General features: G+C 69.2%; 19 protein-coding genes and 1 CRISPR repeat array. Of the genes, 12 read left to right on the top strand and 7 right to left on the bottom strand.

Translation table 11 applies throughout. The annotated features are described in order from the left end of the window. Positions 1–6: 6 nt before the first annotated feature. The 3 genes from O7553_RS13505 to O7553_RS13495 all read left to right on the top strand — a co-directional run bounded on the left by O7553_RS13505 (position 7) and on the right by O7553_RS13495 (position 2,654). Complete coding sequence (locus O7553_RS13505; RefSeq protein WP_281555136.1) at positions 7–621, top strand: superoxide dismutase family protein; 615 nt, start codon at positions 7–9, stop codon at positions 619–621. Beyond that, positions 606–1,184: a copper resistance CopC family protein gene (locus O7553_RS13500; RefSeq protein WP_281555135.1), complete on the top strand. Its 579-nt coding sequence runs from the start codon at positions 606–608 to the stop codon at positions 1,182–1,184. The genes O7553_RS13505 and O7553_RS13500 overlap by 16 nt, the downstream gene beginning before the upstream one ends. 345 nt (positions 1,185–1,529) lie before the next feature. Beyond that, a complete protein-coding gene (locus O7553_RS13495) occupies positions 1,530–2,654 on the top strand; it encodes an AbfB domain-containing protein (RefSeq protein ID WP_281555134.1) in 1,125 nt (374 codons plus the stop codon). On the opposite strand, the gene O7553_RS13490 is transcribed toward O7553_RS13495, so the two are convergent. Further along, positions 2,632–3,564: a hypothetical protein gene (locus O7553_RS13490; protein WP_281555133.1), complete on the bottom strand. Its 933-nt coding sequence runs from the start codon at positions 3,562–3,564 to the stop codon at positions 2,632–2,634. The genes O7553_RS13495 and O7553_RS13490 overlap by 23 nt on opposite strands. 11 nt (positions 3,565–3,575) lie before the next feature. Next, on the bottom strand, positions 3,576–3,797 hold the full coding sequence (locus tag O7553_RS13485) for a hypothetical protein (RefSeq protein WP_281555132.1): 222 nt from the start codon (positions 3,795–3,797) through the stop codon (positions 3,576–3,578). Between the two features lie 289 nt (positions 3,798–4,086). Here O7553_RS13485 and O7553_RS13480 point away from each other — a divergent pair, with 289 nt between their 5' ends. Then, complete coding sequence (locus O7553_RS13480; RefSeq protein ID WP_281555131.1) at positions 4,087–5,001, top strand: helix-turn-helix transcriptional regulator; 915 nt, start codon at positions 4,087–4,089, stop codon at positions 4,999–5,001. Then, positions 4,998–5,195: a DUF397 domain-containing protein gene (locus O7553_RS13475; protein ID WP_281555130.1), complete on the top strand. Its 198-nt coding sequence runs from the start codon at positions 4,998–5,000 to the stop codon at positions 5,193–5,195. The genes O7553_RS13480 and O7553_RS13475 overlap by 4 nt, the downstream gene beginning before the upstream one ends. 202 nt (positions 5,196–5,397) lie before the next feature. Beyond that, a CRISPR array of direct repeats spans positions 5,398–6,474; the repeat unit is 37 nt; unit sequence GCTGCGTCGGACCTCCGGGTCCGGCGAGGATCGCAAC. A 111-nt stretch (positions 6,475–6,585) separates the two neighbouring features. Here O7553_RS13475 and O7553_RS13470 read toward each other — a convergent pair. From O7553_RS13470 to O7553_RS13460, 3 genes are all read right to left on the bottom strand, one after another. Next, positions 6,586–7,563, bottom strand: coding sequence for an IS3 family transposase (locus tag O7553_RS13470; protein ID WP_281555420.1), 978 nt, complete (start codon positions 7,561–7,563; stop codon positions 6,586–6,588). A gap of 41 nt (positions 7,564–7,604) precedes the next feature. After that, positions 7,605–8,033 carry a hypothetical protein gene (locus tag O7553_RS13465; RefSeq protein ID WP_281553169.1) on the bottom strand — a complete coding sequence of 143 codons (429 nt, stop codon included), beginning with the start codon at positions 8,031–8,033 and terminating at the stop codon, positions 7,605–7,607. Positions 8,034–8,250: 217 nt separating this feature from the next. Then, complete coding sequence (locus tag O7553_RS13460; protein ID WP_281555129.1) at positions 8,251–8,619, bottom strand: metalloregulator ArsR/SmtB family transcription factor; 369 nt, start codon at positions 8,617–8,619, stop codon at positions 8,251–8,253. A 57-nt stretch (positions 8,620–8,676) separates the two neighbouring features. Between O7553_RS13460 and O7553_RS13455 the strand changes: the two genes are divergently transcribed. Next, positions 8,677–9,441 (top strand): SDR family oxidoreductase, encoded by a 765-nt coding sequence (locus O7553_RS13455; protein ID WP_281555595.1) that lies wholly within the window; start codon positions 8,677–8,679, stop codon positions 9,439–9,441. An 84-nt stretch (positions 9,442–9,525) separates the two neighbouring features. On the opposite strand, the gene O7553_RS13450 is transcribed toward O7553_RS13455, so the two are convergent. Together O7553_RS13450 and O7553_RS13445 are read right to left on the bottom strand one after the other, a co-directional pair. Next, complete coding sequence (locus tag O7553_RS13450) at positions 9,526–10,437, bottom strand: DUF2520 domain-containing protein (protein WP_281555128.1); 912 nt, start codon at positions 10,435–10,437, stop codon at positions 9,526–9,528. Positions 10,438–10,604: 167 nt separating this feature from the next. Further along, entirely contained in the window at positions 10,605–10,808 is a 204-nt protein-coding gene (locus O7553_RS13445) for a hypothetical protein (protein WP_281555127.1), read from the bottom strand. Between the two features lie 542 nt (positions 10,809–11,350). On the opposite strand from O7553_RS13445, the gene cas3 reads away from it, so the two are divergent. From cas3 to cas1c, 6 genes are read left to right on the top strand one after another with little or no spacing between them, the layout of a single operon-like run. Beyond that, entirely contained in the window at positions 11,351–13,585 is a 2,235-nt protein-coding gene (cas3, locus tag O7553_RS13440) for a CRISPR-associated helicase Cas3' (protein ID WP_281555126.1), read from the top strand. Further along, positions 13,582–14,283 carry a type I-C CRISPR-associated protein Cas5c gene (cas5c, locus tag O7553_RS13435; protein ID WP_281555125.1) on the top strand — a complete coding sequence of 234 codons (702 nt, stop codon included), beginning with the start codon at positions 13,582–13,584 and terminating at the stop codon, positions 14,281–14,283. Before cas3 ends, cas5c begins: the two co-directional genes overlap by 4 nt. Next, positions 14,283–16,124, top strand: a complete 1,842-nt coding sequence (gene cas8c / locus O7553_RS13430; protein WP_281555124.1) for a type I-C CRISPR-associated protein Cas8c/Csd1 — start codon at positions 14,283–14,285, stop codon at positions 16,122–16,124. The genes cas5c and cas8c overlap by 1 nt, the downstream gene beginning before the upstream one ends. Beyond that, positions 16,121–16,984: a type I-C CRISPR-associated protein Cas7/Csd2 gene (cas7c, locus tag O7553_RS13425; RefSeq protein WP_281555123.1), complete on the top strand. Its 864-nt coding sequence runs from the start codon at positions 16,121–16,123 to the stop codon at positions 16,982–16,984. Before cas8c ends, cas7c begins: the two co-directional genes overlap by 4 nt. After that, a complete protein-coding gene (cas4, locus tag O7553_RS13420; RefSeq protein ID WP_281555122.1) occupies positions 16,981–17,625 on the top strand; it encodes a CRISPR-associated protein Cas4 in 645 nt (214 codons plus the stop codon). Before cas7c ends, cas4 begins: the two co-directional genes overlap by 4 nt. Beyond that, on the top strand, positions 17,618–18,655 hold the full coding sequence (gene cas1c, locus O7553_RS13415) for a type I-C CRISPR-associated endonuclease Cas1c (RefSeq protein WP_281555121.1): 1,038 nt from the start codon (positions 17,618–17,620) through the stop codon (positions 18,653–18,655). Before cas4 ends, cas1c begins: the two co-directional genes overlap by 8 nt. Position 18,656 lies beyond the last annotated feature (1 nt).

Here is an 18,656-nt window from a genome sequence, read left to right as displayed (position 1 = left end):
CGACACGTGAACATCAACGGATCGGACCGCTGGCGTACCGCTTTCGCGGTGGTCGGCTTCGCGGCGGTCGGCGTCCTCGCCGGCTGCGGCGACGACTCGTCCAGCTCCACCGACGCCGCCGACACGTCCACGGAGCCGTCGGCGTCTGCCTCCGCGATGTCCGACGGGATGGACGGGATGGACGGGATGGACGGGATGATGATGAACGACCCGTCCGCCACGCCGGCCGATCAGATCGACGGTGCCGTGGAGGCCCCATTCGCCCTACTCGACACCCGGCCACCGGGCACCGACGACGCCGCCGGGACCGCCTGGCTGGCGCAGACCGAGGACGGCACGACGGTCACCGTGAAATTGACCGGGCTGGAGCCCGGCGCACAGTACATGGGGCACCTGCACGCCCAGGAGTGCGCCGTCGACAACGGCGGACCGCACTTCAAGTTCGACGAGAGCGGCCCGGAAACCCCGCCCAACGAGGTCCACCTCGGCTTCACCGCCGCCGAGGACGGCACCGGCACCGCGACCGTCACCAACGAGCAGCAGGTCGGCGACGCCGCCAAGTCGGTGGTCATCCACCCGATGGAAACCATGGACAACCGCCTGGCATGCGCCGACTTCTGAGCCACGCCGCGGTCCTGGCCTGCGCGGGGGTGGCGGCGGTCACGTTCGCCGCTCCCGCGCAGGCGCACACCGAACTGGTCTCCGCCGCCCCCGGGCCGGGTGATGAGGTCGCTCCCGGTGTGGCGACCATCGCGTTGACGTTCGGCCCACTGTCCGGCACCGGCGAACGGCGGATCACCGTCACCGGCCCCGACGACACCGCTGTGGCGGTGGGGGAGGCGGTCGTGGTCAACGCGAAGACCCTGTGCGCCACCGTCGACCCGCTGACTACTGGCGTGCACGCGCTCGCGTACGAAGCGACGTCGGCTGACGGGCACGCGATCAACGGCAAGTTCTACTTCGAGGTCGTTGAGGGCGGCACCGACAGCGCTGACCCCGGCGACTGCGCCCGCGCGGTGCTGCCGGCACCGGACGCCGCCGCCCCGGCCGGCCCGCCCGACCGGGGCGTCGGGCAGGTGCAGGCCGTACTGATCGGGGTCGCGGCAGGCGGCAGCGGACTGCTAGTGATGCTGCTCGCCGGTTGGCTGCTCCGCCGCCGGGCCGAGCGACGCCCGGCCGGCTGACCGACGCCGGCACCCGCAGCCCGCCGGCCCAGCCCGGCCTACCTGGTCGGTCGAGGACGTCCTGCGACACCAGTCCGCCGTGTCCGTAGAACCCGAGCGCTGTGAGGTTGATGCGGGTGGTGCCGGCCGCAGCCCGGTCGGACGGCCACTTCGATTCGAAGGGCACCTTTGGCTGCTGATCGACGACCAAGGGCGACCGCTGCGGGGCCGGGATCTGTCGCCTCGCTGAAGTGACACAATCGGTGGCTCCGGGTACTGGCGCACCTTGCGGGCGAAATGAGAAAGTATGCGCCGCGACGCAGTGACCGGACCCGGACAGGCTGTCAGCCGGAGGTGGGATTATCGATGTCCGACGAGGACATTCAGCAGAATCCGTTGCCCGCCGAGCGCTGGCTCACGTCGGCTGAAGGCCAGCCGACACCCGGTGACCTGCCCCGCCGGCTCGGTTCCTCCCCGCGCTGGCCCCGACCGCCGGCGGACAGCCCGCTCTCGCTAGCCACCGCCCGGCTCGGCCAGGTCAGCTGGTCGAGCCCCACGACGATCGAGGGCGAAGTCACCGACGGCACATCGGCCGCCGGCGCAGGCCCTGCCGCCGACCGCCCGGCCCCGGGCGGCAGCGCGCCCGGCGGCAGGGGGCCCGGTACCCACGCCCTACCCGCCGCACCGGTCAGCCACGCCGACCGCTCGACGGGATCGCCGCGGCGTACCGCCATCGGCGCCGTCGCGGTCCTCACCGCCGCTGTCATCGCCGCGACCGTGGCCACCAACCGGGGTGCCCAGCAGGAGCCGATCCGGGGCGAGTTCGTCGCCGGAGCCCCGAGCGCCAGCACATCCGCCGCACCGCCGGCCGAAGAGCCGAGCGGCGAGCCGATCAGTGAGCCGAGCGAAGAGCCGACCGACCGGGCTGAGCAGGTTCGCCCGGTCGGCGACGGCGTACACACGGCCACGCCCGACACCGACGCACCCGGCGGCGGGCCGACCCCGGCCGCACCGGCCACCAACCCCCAGCCGGACCCGAAACCGACCGCCCCCGCGCACCTCACCCTGACCGTCGGCGGGACGTACGGGCTGGAGCCGGTCAACCTGCCCGGCCGCCGGGTGCGGCACTTCGAGTTCGAAGGCCGCGTCGACGTCGTCGACCAGCGCGGCAAGGCCGACGCCGCGTTCGTGGTCCGTCGCGGCCTGGCCAAGTCGAGCTGCATCTCCCTGGAGTCGGTCAACTTTCCCGGCTACTACCTGCGCCACCAGAACTTCCGCTTCTACCTGCACCGGATCGACGGCAGCGCCCTGTTCCGGGCCGACGCCACCTTCTGCCCGGTCGCCGGACTGACCGGACAGCACACCTCACTGCGCTCCTACAACTACCCGGACCGCTACCTGCACCACGACGGCAGATACCTGAAACTCTCCGAGATCGGCAGAGGCGCCAACGCGTCCTACGCCACCTTCATCGTCCGTACCCCGTTGTAGGCGGAATCGGCCGGGTGCCGGGGTCGCGGCGCATCGACCACAGCGGCGGCCCGCCGGGGGAGAGGTGCCGAGGGCCGGGCGTACGCCAACCGCGCACCGCCAGCAGGTCACGGGCGTACTCCTCGTCGGTGACGGTGTGCCCGACCAACCCGGCGGCGTCCAACGTGCGCTGATGGTGGTCGAGCAGCGCCGCGCCGATGCGGCGGCGGCGCAGCCACGGCGCCGCCGCCAGGTACACCAGCTCGTGGCCGACCACCGGCTCCGGCGCGGACCCGTCGGCCGGCCCCGCCGACAGCCCGGCCGACGGGCCGACCGGCAGCCGCAACGCCGCCGCCCGGTGCTCGTCACGCACCGCCCGCAGGTGCGCGACTCGCCGCCGGTAGATGCCGGCCGCGCCGAGCACCTCCCGCTCGTGGTCGGTCACCGTCGTCAACCGCATCGGGTACAGCTGCCAGATGGCCACCCCTTCCCGGTTGCCGGCGACGTGCACGACGCCGTGCGCCAGCCCGTGTGTCAACTCGACGTCGAACAGCCGCAGGAACGTGGTGTACCGGTTGGACACGTCGGCGATCAGCCAACCGGCCACCGGGTTGGTCACGAACGCCTCGGCGAGCAGCGCCGACAGCTCGGCGATGTCGGTGACGTCGGCGTCTCGGACGGTCATCTCGGATTCCATCGTGGTCTCTCCAGTGGGTTCGGAACGGGTGGCGGCCCGCGCCCAGCCGAGGAACCGGGCGTACGCCGCCGCCGGGGTCAGCCCCGGCAGGTCGAGGGCGGCCTCCGCGGACCGCTCGGCCACGTACATACACAGACCGATCCGGTCGTACGCGGCGACGAGTTGCGCCTTCGCCGGCTGACACGGCCACGGTGCCCGGCACACCCGGCAGCGCCACGACGGCCGTGCCGCCACGTGCTCGACGGTCACCGGCCGGCGGCCCGGGTCGCCGACCGCGCCCGGGGCGACCAGCGCCGCCCGGTCGTCGGCCGGATGTCGAAGGTGACGAACTGCCGGGAGCCGCAGTCGGGGCAGCGCAGTGTCTGCCCGCAGGCCGGGCACCAGCGCCGCCGCAGCCGGCACAGCAGCAGACCCGGCGGAATGCCGAGCACAAAGCCGGCGGCAATGAACGCGAGGGCGGTGGACATTCCATTTCCTCCCGGGCGAAGATCAATTAATCGTGCGGGCAGGAGTGCATGCGCCGGGCCCGCCGCAGCCGGTCACGGGGGTTTCCCGACTGCGGCGGGTGACTATGGACAGCACCGGCATCAGTTATCTAAGTTGGACCGCATGCATAAGACAAGGCGCGATGCGCCCTTATCGTCGTGGGCAACCCCTGGTCGAGGTCAATCATTTCAGTGCCGAGCGCCTTCACGATTATGAAGGCGCTCGTCAGTTGATTGTCCGCCACGTTGGTGACTACACTCACCACAGAGGATGAAGGGGGCGAGCGATTTGTCCGGCTCCATCGGCACAACCCTGCTCCGCCGACACATCGGCCGCTGGCTCACCGTGTTGCGTGAGTCCGCCGGCATCAGCCAGGACGCCGCAGCTCAAGCACTGCAACGCGGCTCCTCCACCATCTGGCGCATCGAGGCCGGTGACTCGCGGATCCGCTTCCGCGACGTCGACGTCGACGCCATGTGCACCCTCTACCGGGTCTCCCCGGAGACCCGCCACCGCCTGCTCACCATGACCAGGGAGACCCGCGACGCCCCGAGGCGTGCCTGGTGGCACGACTACACCGAATCGGCCCTACCCGCCTGGTTCGGCCTCTACGTCTCCCTCGAAGACAGCGCCGCCATGATCCGGCAGTACGAGTCCGAGTTGATACCCGGTCTGTTGCAGACACGGGAGTACGCCGAGGCGGTGAACCGGGTACTGACCGGCTATGTGACAGAGGAAGACATCGAACGGCGAGTCACGGTCCGGATGGAGCGGCAAAGCCTGCTCAGGGCACCACGTCCACCACACCTGCGAGTGATTCTCAACGAAGCAGTGCTGCGGCGGGAGGTCGGTGGCCGTCAGGTCATGGCGGATCAGCTGAGGCATCTGATCGATGCCATCCGGCAGTTCTCAGTGTCCATCCGTATCCTGCCGTACTCGGCAGGTGTCCACGGAGCCATGACCGCGACCTTCACGCTACTCAACTTCCCGAATGCCCCACTCAGCCCCGATCCCGTTGAGCCGCCACTCGCATACGTGGACACCCTCACCGGGGCGCTCTACCTCAACAAGGCTGATGAGCTTCGGGCCTACGAGATGGTCTGGAACCACCTCGACAGCCGTGCGCTCGATGAGGAATCCTCGACGCAGATGATCAGCGATGCATTGGAGGCATTAGAGCAGTGACCAGACTGACCGGCGCCCGTTGGCGCAAGAGCACCCGCAGTGGCGCTGGCGGCAACTGTGTCGAAGTAGCGACGAACCTGCCCGGCGTCATCGCCGTACGGGACAGCAAGGACGCGACCGGCCCGGTCCTGACCTTCGCCCCCGCCCAGTGGGCCACCTTCACCACCCACCTGCCCACGCCTGACGCCCGCTGAGACTCTTGGTGGCGGCTGGCCAGTACCCGGCCAGCCGCCACCAAAACGTACATTCTGCCGTCTGAAGTTGATCTAGGAACCTCCGGTGACCACGCTCTAAGCGTGGGGTTCCGAACCGCCAAACCCCTACGATTGGGACATAAACTGCTCGTGAGCAACGCGAAGCCAATCGTGATTGGTGAGTACTCGCAGCTCGCGAGCCGCTGCGTCGGACCTCCGGGCCCGGCGAGGATCGCAACTGTGCCCAGTGCTGGGCACAAGACCCCGACGGCCGGGCTGCGTCGGACCTCCGGGCCCGGCGAGGATCGCAACGCCCTGGCCTTGACCGTGACCCTGCTGCTCGGCGTGGGCTGCGTCGGACCTCCGGGCCCGGCGAGGATCGCAACCCGATCGCGGCTGAGCTGATCTCGCAGCAGTCCGGCGCGCTGCGTCGGACCTCCGGGCCCGGCGAGGATCGCAACAAAGAGCAGAAGGTTGCACTGCCGCCCGCCTACATGATCGCTGCGTCGGACCTCCGGGTCCGGCGAGGATCGCAACCTACGGGGTGCGTACATTCTCGTCGAGTGCACCACGGGCTGCGTCGGACCTCCGGGTCCGGCGAGGATCGCAACCATCGCTCGCGGGGGTAGTGAGGTGTGCTGTGGCGAACGCTGCGTCGGACCTCCGGGTCCGGCGAGGATCGCAACCGTCGCAGGTCAGAGCCGGTGTGCCGGCGGCGGCGGCCGGCTGCGTCGGACCTCCGGGTCCGGCGAGGATCGCAACGATTGCTCGGGCTTGGCGGTCTGGGCCATCCGGCAGGCTGCGTCGGACCTCCGGGTCCGGCGAGGATCGCAACCTCATCCTCAGACTCACCGCAGCAAAGAATGCCGCAAGGCTGCGTCGGACCTCCGGGTCCGGCGAGGATCGCAACAACCAGCGCGAGATGGACCTGACGGAGGAGATCTGCCGGGCTGCGCCGGACCTCCGGGTCCGGCGAGGATCGCAACCCCGTCCGATTCCCCGAACGTGGAGAAACGCCGGTAGCTGCGCCGGACCTCCGGGTCCGGCGAGGATCGCAACCGCCTTCGCGATCTCGATCGCCTGGGTGGTCATCGCCGGCTGCGCCGGACCTCCGGGTCCGGCGAGGATCGCAACCGGACGGTCCGCCCCTGAACCGCGGTCGTCTGGCTGCTGCGCCGGACCTCCGGGTCCGGCGAGGATCGCAACGGGCGTCCACGTGGTGGTGGCGAGCGGCGGGCCCGGGCTGCGCCGGACCTCCCTGTCCGGAATCCTCGGGGCACCTCAGATCGCAACATGGGCAAGGCCAGCCGCGCCCTGGACGAGAAAGTGTGCTGCGCCGGACCTCCGGGCGGAGCCGGTCAAGTCAAGTGAGACAGATTCTTGATCTTTCTTAGCTTTGTGTTGCTGGGTGTGTGTTCGTGGGCGGGGTGGTGCTCTGGTCGGGGGCGGTGTTGTCGGGTTTGTTGATCCATGCCCGGTCCGGTAGGCGGGGCGGCTGGGGCCGTCGGCGGCCGAACCGGTGTGGGTGGGCCGCGCGGGCGGCGTCGAGGGTGTGTTGCCGTTGCTGACGGATCTGTCCGGCGGTGCCGTGGTGCACCGAGGCGGGGGTGTGCAGCCCGATCCCGGAGTGCCGGTGCTCGTGGTTGTAGTAGGTGTAGAAGGCCTCGCAGTGCTGCCGGGCGTGCTGGATCGACCCGAACCGGTCGGGAAACGTCGGGTCGTACTTCAAGGTCTTGAAGCTCGCCTCGATGTACGGGTTGTCGTTGGATGTCTTGGGTCGGCTGTGACTACGGCCGATCTTCAGGTCGGTGAGGAGCTGGGTGATGGTCTTGCAGGTCATCGCCGCGCCCCGGTCGGCGTGCACGGTCAGCTGGTCGGGGTCGACGCGTTCGCGGGCGGCGGCGTCGGCGATCAGCGCTTCGGCCAGTTGGCCGTCCTCGTGCGCGGCGACCAGGTGACCGACGACGTAGCGGGACCAGATGTCGATCACGGTGTACAGGTGGTACCAGACGCCTTTGACGGGTCCGCGTAGCTTCGTGATGTCCCAGCTCCATATCTGGTTCGCCGCGTCGGCGACGAGTTCCGGCTTGGTGCGGGCCGGGTGCGTCGCCTGGTTACGGCGTTCGCCGTTCTGTCCGGCGGCACGCAGAATTCGGTACATGGTGGACTCAGAGCACCACCAGCGGCCCTCGTCGAGTTCACGTGCCCATACCTGTGCGGGTGCCAGGTCCTGGTAGGGCTGGCTGTTGAGCAGGTCGAGGACCTGTTGTCGTTCGGCCTGGGTCAGTGCGGACGGTGGTGGTCTGCGGGGTGTCCGGGGCTTCGGCGGTGTCGGGTTGCGGTGGCGGTAGATGGTGGCTCGGGACAGGCCGGTCAGTCGGCACGCCGCGGCGGTGCCCCACAGTGGTGTCAGCGCGGTGTGCGCCTCGTCGAGGACGGCGGGGGTGTCGCGGTGTCCGCGCTCTCGGAGAGCAGTTCCAAGAGCGCGTGTGCTTTTCCCATGATGTCCAGTGCTGTGCGTGTCTTGGTCAGCTCGTTCTCGAGGCGGGCGTTCTGTCGACGTAGCCGGGCGAGTTCGGCTGACTCGGTGTTCTTCCGGGTCCGTTCGGCGGACTGGCGTCGGTCGGTCAGGCCTGCCGCTGCGCCCGCATCACGGGCCTTTCGCCAGTCGAGGATGTGTGATCCGTACAGGCGTTCCCGGCGCAGGATCGCACCCCGGGCCGCAGCGTCGGGGGCCGCGTCGTATTCCGCGAGGATCCTGGCCTTGAACTCTGCGGTGAATGTCCGACGAACCGGCTTGGCGTCCAGATCGCCGGAACCGATGGACTTGTCTGCCATGCTGATGATCTCCCCTCAGACCCGTCCGGGGAGCGTATCCCCTGGTAGACGACCTGTCTCAACTCAGCCTGACAGAGAGGGGGGTCCGGCGAGGATCGCAACTACGCGCATTAGCGCTGAATCATCGTACGCGGAGGCTGCGTAGCGTGTCCAACGCGATACTCATCGACGTGACCTGCGCTTGGGCCTCTTGACCGCGCCAAGCCCTGGTCAGGGTCTACCTGCGCGGTTGCCTGACTCGGTTGCCGTCGGTCGCTAGACCTACCTGGCTGCCTACGTCCTCACTGTCCGCAGCGGCTAGTACGGCGTCCAGGAGGCCGGGGAACCGGGTCTGCAGGTCCTCGCTGCGCAGGACGACGTAACACCGAGTGCCTTCCTGCCGGGTACGGGTAAGCCCCGCGTCCCGCAGTACCCGTAGGTGGTGGCTCAACGTCGACTTGGAGACCGGGACTCGCAGCGCTCCCCAGCCGCGTTCCTGGCCGTCGGACAGCAACCGGACCAGCCCAACCCGGATCGGGTCGCTCAGTGCCGCCATGACCTCAGTGAGAACCATCTCCCCGGGATCCGGGTGCCGGGCTTCCTTCATCCCTGCATGGTAGCTTATTCGACGTTCTACGAACATCGAACGAAAGGTGTTGTGATGATGGAGCCCAACGACAGCGGGTCGTTCGCGGAGCGTGTTGCCATCGTTACTGGAGCGGGGTCGGGAATCGGCCGCGCGACCGCGATCGCATTCGCCGAGGCCGGCGCGCACGTCCTCGGCGTCGGGCGCCGTCAAGACGCGCTGAACACCACCGCGCAGCAGCATCCACGCATCGCTGTGCTCGCCGCCGATATCCGCGCCACACACGTACCCCAGGCGGTCATCGCCGCCGCCGTTGACCGATGGGATCGGGTCGACGTCCTGGTCAACAACGCCGGTGCCACGACGATCATGCCGCTGGCCGACGCAACTACGCACGGCATCGCCAACCTATTTGATCTTCACGTCACCGCGCCCAGCCTGCTCGCTCGCGCGGCCCTGCCCCACCTGCAGCAGACCCAGGGGTCGATCATCAACCTTTCCAGCACGTACGGGCACCGCCCGGCACCCGGCGTCGCCCACTACGCCGCCTCCAAAGCCGCTCTGGAACACCTCACCCGATGCTGGGCGCTGGAACTAGCGGCCACAGGAATCCGAGTCAACGCCTTGGCCCCCGGCCCCACCGAAAGCGAGGCCCTGACCGCCGCAGGCCTCCCCGAACCGATGCTCAACCAGATCAAGCAAGACGAGGCCGGACGGATCCCGCTCGGCCGGCGCGGAGAGCCCGACGAGGTCGCCACATGGATCCTCCGGCTGGCTGACCCCGCCGCAACCTGGCTGACCGGACAGATCCTCACCATCGACGGTGGCCTCGAACTCACCTGACATCACCCAGACCAGCGCCGGTGACCCGCGCAAGTGCTCGTCGAACACGACACTCAAGGCGGATGCAGCGCCGCAGCGGACCGGTCACCGGCCGATGTCGTCGCGGGCCTCGGCCGATCTTGCTTCCAGTAGCGCGATAACCTCGTCGAGCCGGCCCGCCTCGTTGAGCGCGGCCCGCCGGGATCGACGCGCGGTGTTGAGTCCGAAATCGAGGTACGCCGGCAGCAGGTGGGGCGCACGGTCGCGCAGCGCCCGCAGGTGAGCCTCGATCGTCCCGACGTCCGCACGGCGTACCGGCCCGGTCAACGCATGGTCCCCATGCCGCAGTGCGTTCTCCATCGAGGCACGCACCAGCGGGGCCAGCACGAACCCGGGGTCCGGCACGCCGACCGCCGTCAGTGCCTCCATCGCCGCGGCCAGCAGGGTGATGAGGTTGTTCGCACCGAGGACCAGTGCGGCGTGGTAGAGGGTGCGGTCCTCGTCGGCGATCCACACCGGAACGCCTCCCACGTCGCGCACCAGTTCCTCGGCGAGTCGCCGGTCATGCGGTCGGGTGGTGACCGCGTACGCCAGACCGGCCAGATTGTCGGCATCGGTCGGGAGGCCCGGAAAGGTCATCGCCGGGTGGACGGCGAGCGGCACGGCACCGGCCTCGGTCGCCGGTGCGAGAACCGCCAAACCGCACGCACCGCTGACATGCATCACGATCTGCCCCGGCTGGAGCAGACCGCCATCCGCCAACCCGGCGGCGACCGATCCGATAGCGTCGTCGGTGACGGAGAGCAGGAGTATGCCGGCGCTCTTGGCGAGCGTGGGTACGTCCAGCAGTGGGGTGCCAGGAAGGACGTCGGCTGCCCGCTGGCGGGACGCGTCGGACCTCGCGTTGACCCCGACAAGCTCGTATCCGGCGCGGACCAGCGCCAGTCCGAGGGCGGTGCCGACCCGGCCGGCACCGATGACACCGACCGGCCGGTCCATCATCGTCGGCACTCGCATCCCTCGCTTCGACCGAGTTCATGATCGGCGGCGAGTAGCCCCCGAATTACATTCGGCAACACCGTACCGGACGTTGGTGGGGTACGTCAGCGACCGCAGGTGGGGCGCTCGGATCAGGCGCCGGCGGTGCGGGATGCTGAAGATCCATCCCGCACCGCCGATCGACCCTACGGCCGCAAGATCGCGTACAGCAGGCCGACGGCGATCATGAACGCCATGACGCCACTCGCCGGGCCTTCGGTGCGTGCGACGAATAGGCCGACCATCGCGCCACCGCCGAGGATCACCGCCCACCTGACTTCAAGGCGGGGATCCGGTCGGGGTCGGATGCCGTCCGTTGACGGGTTGACGGGCTGGTCAGTTAGGCTCACCCGAGCCTCCTTTGCTTGATCAGGATGTTGGCGGGGTCGGCTCGGCGGCCCGCCGCTGCAACGGCGGGCCGCCCACTTCACGGAAAGCCATCGGGCCATCCACTGAAGACCACACTGGTTCTCTTGGGGACGGAGCGAGACTTTACGTGTGAGTCCCGGCGGCGCGCAAGCAACCCATGGCGCTGAAGTTGACTGCCGCCGGACGGTTCGGCCACCATAGCGGGACGCACCCCGGAGAGGTCTGCTCCGGGGCGCGGGTGCGACATCATGGATGTCGAGGATCGAAACAGCGCGATGGGCTGCAGCGAGTCCACTGAACGGCCGGGCGTGGTGGGTGAGTGGCTGACACTCCTCCACCACCCCGTCAGTTGTTTGCTTCAATCGGGAACCTGGTCTTGACAGTGGATTGCTGCGGTGGCTTCATGGACCGGTCCTTTTTGTTTGCACGGAATGTGAGAGATCTGTTCATGTCTGGGGAGCGGTCGCTGTGGGCGCACAGTCCAGGTGGGAACAGCGGTCGCTGGCATCGACTTGAAGATCATTTGCGGGGAACCGCCGAGCTGGCCAGGCGTTTCGCGTCGCCGTTCGGTGGTGGCGAGTTGGCGTACTGGCTGGGTGCGCTCCATGATGTCGGGAAAGCGTCCTGCGCCTGGCAGGATAAATTGAAGAATGTCGCCAACTCCGGTCAGCGGGTCGGCATCGATCACAAGTCATTGGGCACCCGGATCGCGTATGAGCGCGGGCTCGGCGGCTATTCAGGGGCGATCTTCGGCCACCACGGCGGGTTGATCGACACCAACTCGTTGGGGAAGGCCCTCAAGCAGGGATTCAGCCGGGCGCAGGACGTCACCTCTGCCGAGGCCGAGCTGCCCCGGCTGCTGCCCGACCTGCCACCCGACCTGCGGCAGACCATCCCCGACGCGTGGCTGCAGGACCATCTTGTGGGGGAGATGGCGCTGCGGCTGTGCTACAGCGCCCTGGTCGACGCCGACGGTCTCGACACCGGCGCGCACTTCGACGGACTGGCCGCGCCCCGGGTCCGCACCGATGCCGACTTCGGCCACCTGTACAAGCTGTTCGAGCAGCGCCGCGCCGCCATGCTTGAGCATCGTCGAGCCACCATGCTCGCCGCCGGCAAGCCGTCGCCCGTGGACGACCTGCGCGAGCAGGTCTACGCCCAGTGCGTCAGCTTCGCCGACCAGCCGCCGGGGATCTACCGGCTGCCCGCGCCGACCGGGGCCGGCAAGACGCTCTGCGCCGCCGGGTTCGCGCTGCGGCACGCCGAGAAGAACCAGCAACGACGCGTCATCGTCGCTGTTCCGTTTCTGACCATCACTGGGCAGAACGCCGCCGTCTACCGTGGCATGCTCGACGAGCCCGGCGCCGAGCCGGTCGTCCTGGAACACCACAGCCAGGTCAACTTCGAGGACGCCGCCGCCGGCCGGTGGGGCCGACTCGCCGCCGAGAACTGGGACGCACCGTTCGTCGTGACCACCTTCGTCCGCCTCTTCGAGTCGCTGTTCGGCCGCCGGCCGTCCGCGATGCGCCGGGTGCACCGGCTCGCCGGATCGGTCATCGTCCTCGACGAGGTGCAGGCCCTGCCGCACGACATGCTCGTCCCGATCCTCGACGGGCTGCGGCTGCTGGTGCGGCACTTCGGCACCACCGTGCTGCTCTCCTCGGCCACCCAGCCCGAGTTCTGGTCGCTGCCGACCATGAACGGCGTCGACTACACCGACGTGCTGACCGACGTACCCGCCGTCGCCAACCAGCTCAAACGGGTCCGCTACGAATGGCGGCTCGACCCCGCCCCGACCCTCGCCGACATCGCCGACCAGGCCGCCGACGACGTCACCACCCCCGCCGGCCGGCCGCCCGCAGCGATGGTCGTCGTCAACACCACCGCCAACGCCCAGGCCGTCTTCGACACCTGGCGCGACAGCGGCGACCTCGACCACGCCCGGCACCTGTCCACCCGGATGTGCCCGGCGCACCGGCAGCGCGTACTCGAAGACGTCCGTGACCGGCTGACGAACGACGAGCCGGTCCTGCTGGTCTCCACCCAGCTCATCGAAGCCGGCGTCGACGTCGACTTCCCGACCGTCTACCGGGCGATGGCCCCCGCCGACTCGCTGCTGCAGGCCGCCGGCCGGGCCAACCGGGAAGGCCGCCTCGACCACGGCCGCGTCGTCATCTTCGCGCCCGCCGACGGCGGCGCTCCGGAGACGTACAAACGGCTCGTCGGCGCCGCGACCACCCACTTCGGACCCGGCCGCGCCGACCCCGACGACCCTGACGCACTCGCCGCCTACTACCGCTCCATCTACAGCACGCTCAACCTCAACGACCCGCAGCACATCGGCCAGCAGATCCAGCGGTCCCGGGCCGCCTGGGCGTATGAGACCGTCGCCGACGGGCCGCTCGACGACAGCGGACACCGTGACCGCAAGCGCGCCTTCCGCATCATCAGCGCCGACAGCATCTCGGTGGTCACCCCACAAGGCGCCGGTACGCCCGACGAACGCGCCCACGTCGAAGAACTCGTTCACCGGGTACGCACCGCACCCGTACCCGACATGCGTGACCTGCGCCGGTTGCAGCCCTACACCACCACCGTCCACCCGGGCGTGCCTCAGCGCGACGCCGGTGTGCGGGCCCTGATGCAGCCGATCCTCGGCTCGGACGTCCGAGTCGGCGCGCTCGTCGAATGGCGCGGCGACTACGACCCGCACACCGGCATGATCTTCGACCCGAAACTGGAGGACTTCATCCTGTGACCACGGAAGTCGTCAACGGGCTGGCCTTCCGCCGCAGCAAGGACGGCGACCTGCCGATCGCCGTCCAGGTCAGCGGCGACGCCGCCCTGTTCTCCCGCCCCGAGCTGAAAGTCGAACGGGTCACGTACCCGGTGATGACCCCCACGGCGGCCGTCGGTGTCCTCGAAGCGATCTACTGGAAGCCGGAGATCCGCTACGAGATCGTCGCCATCGAAGTGCTGAAACCGATCAAGCAGTTCACCATCCGCCGCAACGAAACCACCGACGTCGCCCCGCTCGCCGACGCCATCCGCGGCAAACGCCGAGTCGACACCGTCGCCCACCGCGACCAGCGCAACGCCGTCTGCCTGCGCGACGTCGCCTACCGCATCCACGCGCACCTGGTGCCCGCCGCCCACGCCGACAAACCCGCCGCCGCCTACCGCGACCAGCTGCGCCGCCGGGTCCGCCGAGGAGCCTGCTTCCAACAGCCCTACCTCGGTACGCGTGAATTCAGCGCCGACTTCAGCTGGCCCGACGACACCCCGCGCGACACCAGCGTCAACGAAGAAGTCGGCATCATGCTGCACACCATCCACCGCGACGGCAAAAACCAACCCCGGATGGAATGGTTCGCCGCCCGCGTCGGCGAAGGCGTCCTGCACGTCCCGCCACGCGGTATGGAAATGGCGCTGCCGTCCGCTGGCGGAGCCGCCTGATGCTGCTGCAACGCCTCGTCGAATTCGCCGCCACCAGCGACGACGTGCTTCCGCCCTTCTACGGCCGCAAACCCGTACGGCTGATCGTCGACATCGACCGGGACGGCGGCTACCGGGGGCAGACCGACACCGCCAGCGACGCCGCCGGTGCCCGATTCGGCATCGAACGGAGCGTGCCGGCCGTCACCCGTACCGTCGGGATCGCCCCCACCCTCGCCGTCGACAACGTCGAATACGCGCTCGGCTGGGTCGCCGACGGCGGCAAAGCCGACCGGATCGGCAAACAGCACGACGCGTTCGTCGAACTCATCCGCGACTGGGCCGAAGCCGAACCCGACGGACCCGGCCCGGCGGTCGCCGCCTTCTACCGCCGCCGCCAGCACCACAAGGTGCAGCAGCCGGACAAGTGGGGCCGGGCCGACATGGTCGGCATCCGGGTCGGCGGAGAGTTCGCCTTCGAGCACGACAGCGCGCGTCGCTACTGGGCGACCGTCGCCGCCGGCCGCAAAGGGCTCGGCCGGGCCGGCCGGTGCCTCGTCTGCGGCGAGGTGCGTGACCTGCTCAAGACCATCCCGCAGCAGATTCCGCAGCGGCTGCTGCCCGGCGCTACCCAGGGAGCGTCGCTGGTCAGCGTCAACGAAGCGGTGCACGGCTACGAGCTGACCAAGTTTCTCGGCAACACCCCGATTTGCGTCACCTGTGGACTGACGTTCATGTCGTCGCTGACCGTGCTGCTCAGCGACACCGACCACCATGCGAGCCTGCCCGGCCAGAACGCCCGGCTGACCTGGTGGGTGATCGGCGGGGCGTCGTTCGACCCGATGGGGCCGCTCGACCAGGAGGACGAGAAGTCCGCGCTGGACATGATCGTCAGCCCGACACGCGGCACCGAAGCCACCGTCGACGACCTGTCGAAATTCTGCTCGGTCACCGTCTCCGGCAACGTCGCCCGCGTCGTCGTCCGCGACTGGGTCGAAATGCCGCTGCCGGCGGTGAAAGCCAACCTCCGTCGCTGGATCGACGACCACAAGATCGCCGGCTGGGACGGCAAGCCGACCCTCGTCAAGCTCGTCCAGCTCACCCGGGTCGCCGGCCGGTGGCAGCCCGGCCGGGGCAGCGGCCCCGGCAGCTGGATCAAACTCGGCGCCCGAGGCGAGGACCGCCCCGGCGGCCTCTACCACGCGCTGTGGCGGTCAGCGGTCTTCGGTGCGCCACTGCCACCCAAGATCCTCGCTCACGTCATCGACCGCATCCGCACCGACGGCCGCGTCGACGCCGCCCGGGTCGCCCTGATCCGACTCGCCGTCCTGCGCCGCCCCGGGCTTCCTCCGTACCACGCAGAAAGGCTGACCCCGACGTTGAACGACGCCAACCGCGACCCCGCGTACCTGTCCGGTCGCGCCTTCGCCGTGCTCGACGACCTGCAACAGGCCGTCTACCGCGCCGCGAACCAGCAGCTCAACACCACCTTCGCTGAGCGCTACATGGGCCGGGCGATCACCAACCCGCAGGCGGTGCTGGTCAACGGCCGTCGCTCCGCAACCGCCTGGCTGCGACGGCTGCGCGGCCCGCTCGGCAAACCGGCCTGGGCCGGCGCGTACGCCAACCGACTCGACGACATCTTCGCGCAGATCGACGCCGACACCTCGATCCCCAGCTCGGCCATGCTGATGCAGAAAGCCGCGTTCGTCCTCGGCTACCACCACCAGCGCGCCGCGATGCGGGCCGAACGGATCGAAGCCGCCGCCAGCAAGAAGAACACCGATTTGCCACCCGCCGACCTGCCGCCCGGTGCGGACGGGACGCCGGCAGCTGACGCACCTGAAGGAGATGCCGCATGAGTGCCGCCCACCTCGACCCCGCCCGCCGTCACGACGTCGTGATGTTCTTCGATGTAACCGACGGCAACCCCAACGGCGACCCCGACGGCGGCAACCAGCCCCGCACCGACGACGAAACCGGCCAGGGTCTCGTCACCGACGTCGCCATCAAGCGCAAGATCCGGGACACGGTGGCCCTGATGCGCGGCGACGACCCCCGGTACGGCATCTTCGTCGAAGCCGGCCACGCCCTGAACACGCGCATCGAGGAAGGGCTCGCCGCCGCACCAGGGCGGGCGGACCAGGCGCAGCAGTGGCTCTGCGAGCACTACTTCGACATCCGCATGTTCGGCGCGGTGCTCAGCACCGGCGCCAAAGGCGGCGCCGGGCAGGTACGCGGTCCACTACAGGTCGGCTTCGCCCGCAGCATCGACCCGATCCTGCCGGCCGACCACGCCATCACCCGGGTCACCCAGACCCGCCAGGAAGACATCGACAAAGGCGAACGCACCGAGATGGGCTCGAAGTGGACCGTCCCGTACGGTCTCTACCGCGCACACGCCTTCTACTCCGCGCCGCGCGCCGCGAAGACCGGCGTCACCCCCGACGACCTCACCGCGCTCTGGCGGGCCATCGCCATGATGTTCGACCACGACCGGTCCGCCACCCGAGGCGAGATGAAGCTCTGCGGGCTGTGGATCTTCAGCCACCCCGACGCGCTGGGCGTCGCCCCCGCGGCCAGCCTCACCAAGCGGATCCAGGTCAGCCGGACCAACCCCGACAAGCCGGCCCGCCAACATCTCGACTACCAGCGGACCATCGCCGACACCCCGCTGCCCGATGGCGTCCAGGTCACCACCGAGGTGGACCTCTGGCTGTGACCGACCCGGTCGAGAGCGACAGCGGGATCCGCGAGGTCCCGCTGTCCGCCCTTGAGCACTATGCCTACTGTCACCGGCAGACCGCGCTCATCCACGTCGAACAGGTGTGGGACGAGAGCGCGGAAACGGTACGCGGAGACCTCAGCCACACCGCCGTCGACCTGCCCGGCGTCACCCGCCGGGCAGGTGTCACCGTCGTGCGGTCACTACCGGTCGGCAGTGAGACGTACGGGCTGCGTGGCGTCTGCGACGTCGTCGAGTTCACCGGACAGGTCGCCACCCCGGTCGAATACAAGGTCGGCCGGTACCAGGCCGGAGGACCAGCCGAACTGCAACTCGGCGGACAGGCGCTGTGCCTCATCGACGCCGGGTTCGAAGTGCCGCTCGGCTACATCTACTCCGTCGCCGAACGCCGCCGCCACCCGGTCACCATCGACGACACACTGATCGAGCAGGTCATCGAAGCCGCCGAGGCGGTACGGCAGATCCTCGGCACCTCGAAGCTTCCGCTCGCCCGCAACGACAAACGCTGCCGGCGGTGCTCCCTGCGCGACGCCTGCCTGCCCGAAGCCACCGATGGGCACAGCCGGCCACTACTCGACCTGTTTACCCCGCGACCACTCGGAACCTGGCGTGACTGAACTGCTGAACACTCTGTACGTCCAGAGGCCGGGCACAAGCCTGCACCTCGACGGCGACACCCTGCGGGCCTTCCACCCCGACGACGAGCCGAAGACCCCACCCAGACGGGTGCCGCTCGTCCGCCTCGACCACCTCGTCGCCTTCGGCGGAGTCAACGTCAGCCAGGAACTGCAACTACGCTGCGCAGCCGACGGTCGGTCCGTCACCTACCTCACCGGCAATGGGCGGTTCCTGATGCGTACGGTCGGGCCGGCCACCGGCAACCCGCTGCTGCGGCAAGCCCAGCACCGCGCCGCCGACGACACTCAACAGCGGGTGTCGATCTCAAAGGCCATGATCGCCGGGAAGATTCACAACAGCCGGCAGGTGCTGCTGCGTACCGCCCGGGACAGCTCCGGGTTCCGTCAGACCGCGCTGCGCGCCAGTGCCGACCTGATCGCCGAACGGCTGAACCTGCTGCGCGACGCCACCACCATCGACGAAGTGTTCGGCGTCGAAGGGATCACCGCCCGGGACTACTTCGCCGCCATGCCGCACCTGGTCACCAGAAGCAAAGAATGGAAGGTCGCCGGCCGCAACAAACGTCCGCCCACCGACCCGGTCAACTGCCTACTCTCCTTCCTCTACGGGATGCTGCGCGGCGCCGTGCACGGAGCGCTCGAGCAGGTCGGGCTCGACCCGTACATCGGGCTTCTGCACGGCGTACGGTCCGGCAAGCCGGCACTCGCGCTCGACCTGATGGAAGAGTTCCGTCCCCTGCTCGTGGACCGGCTGGTCTTCACCCTGCTCAACCGGCGCGAACTGAGCGACAAGGACTTCGATCACCTGCCGAACGGCGCGTACCAACTGACCGACGATGGGCGCAAGAAGGTGTTCACCGCCTGGGAGAAGAGCCGGCAGCGGGCCTGGCCGCACGCGTACCTGCGGCGTGACGTCGAAGGCGCACTGCTGCCGCTCGTACAGGCGCGGCTGCTCGCCCGGCACCTTCGCGGCGACCTGGCCGCGTACCAGCCGTGGACGGTCGCCTGAA

The organism is Solwaraspora sp. WMMA2059 (genome assembly GCF_027497315.1).
Lineage (GTDB): Bacteria > Actinomycetota > Actinomycetes > Mycobacteriales > Micromonosporaceae > Micromonospora_E.
Note: the sequence above shows the minus strand (reverse complement) of the source record. Positions and strands in the feature narration are given on the sequence as shown.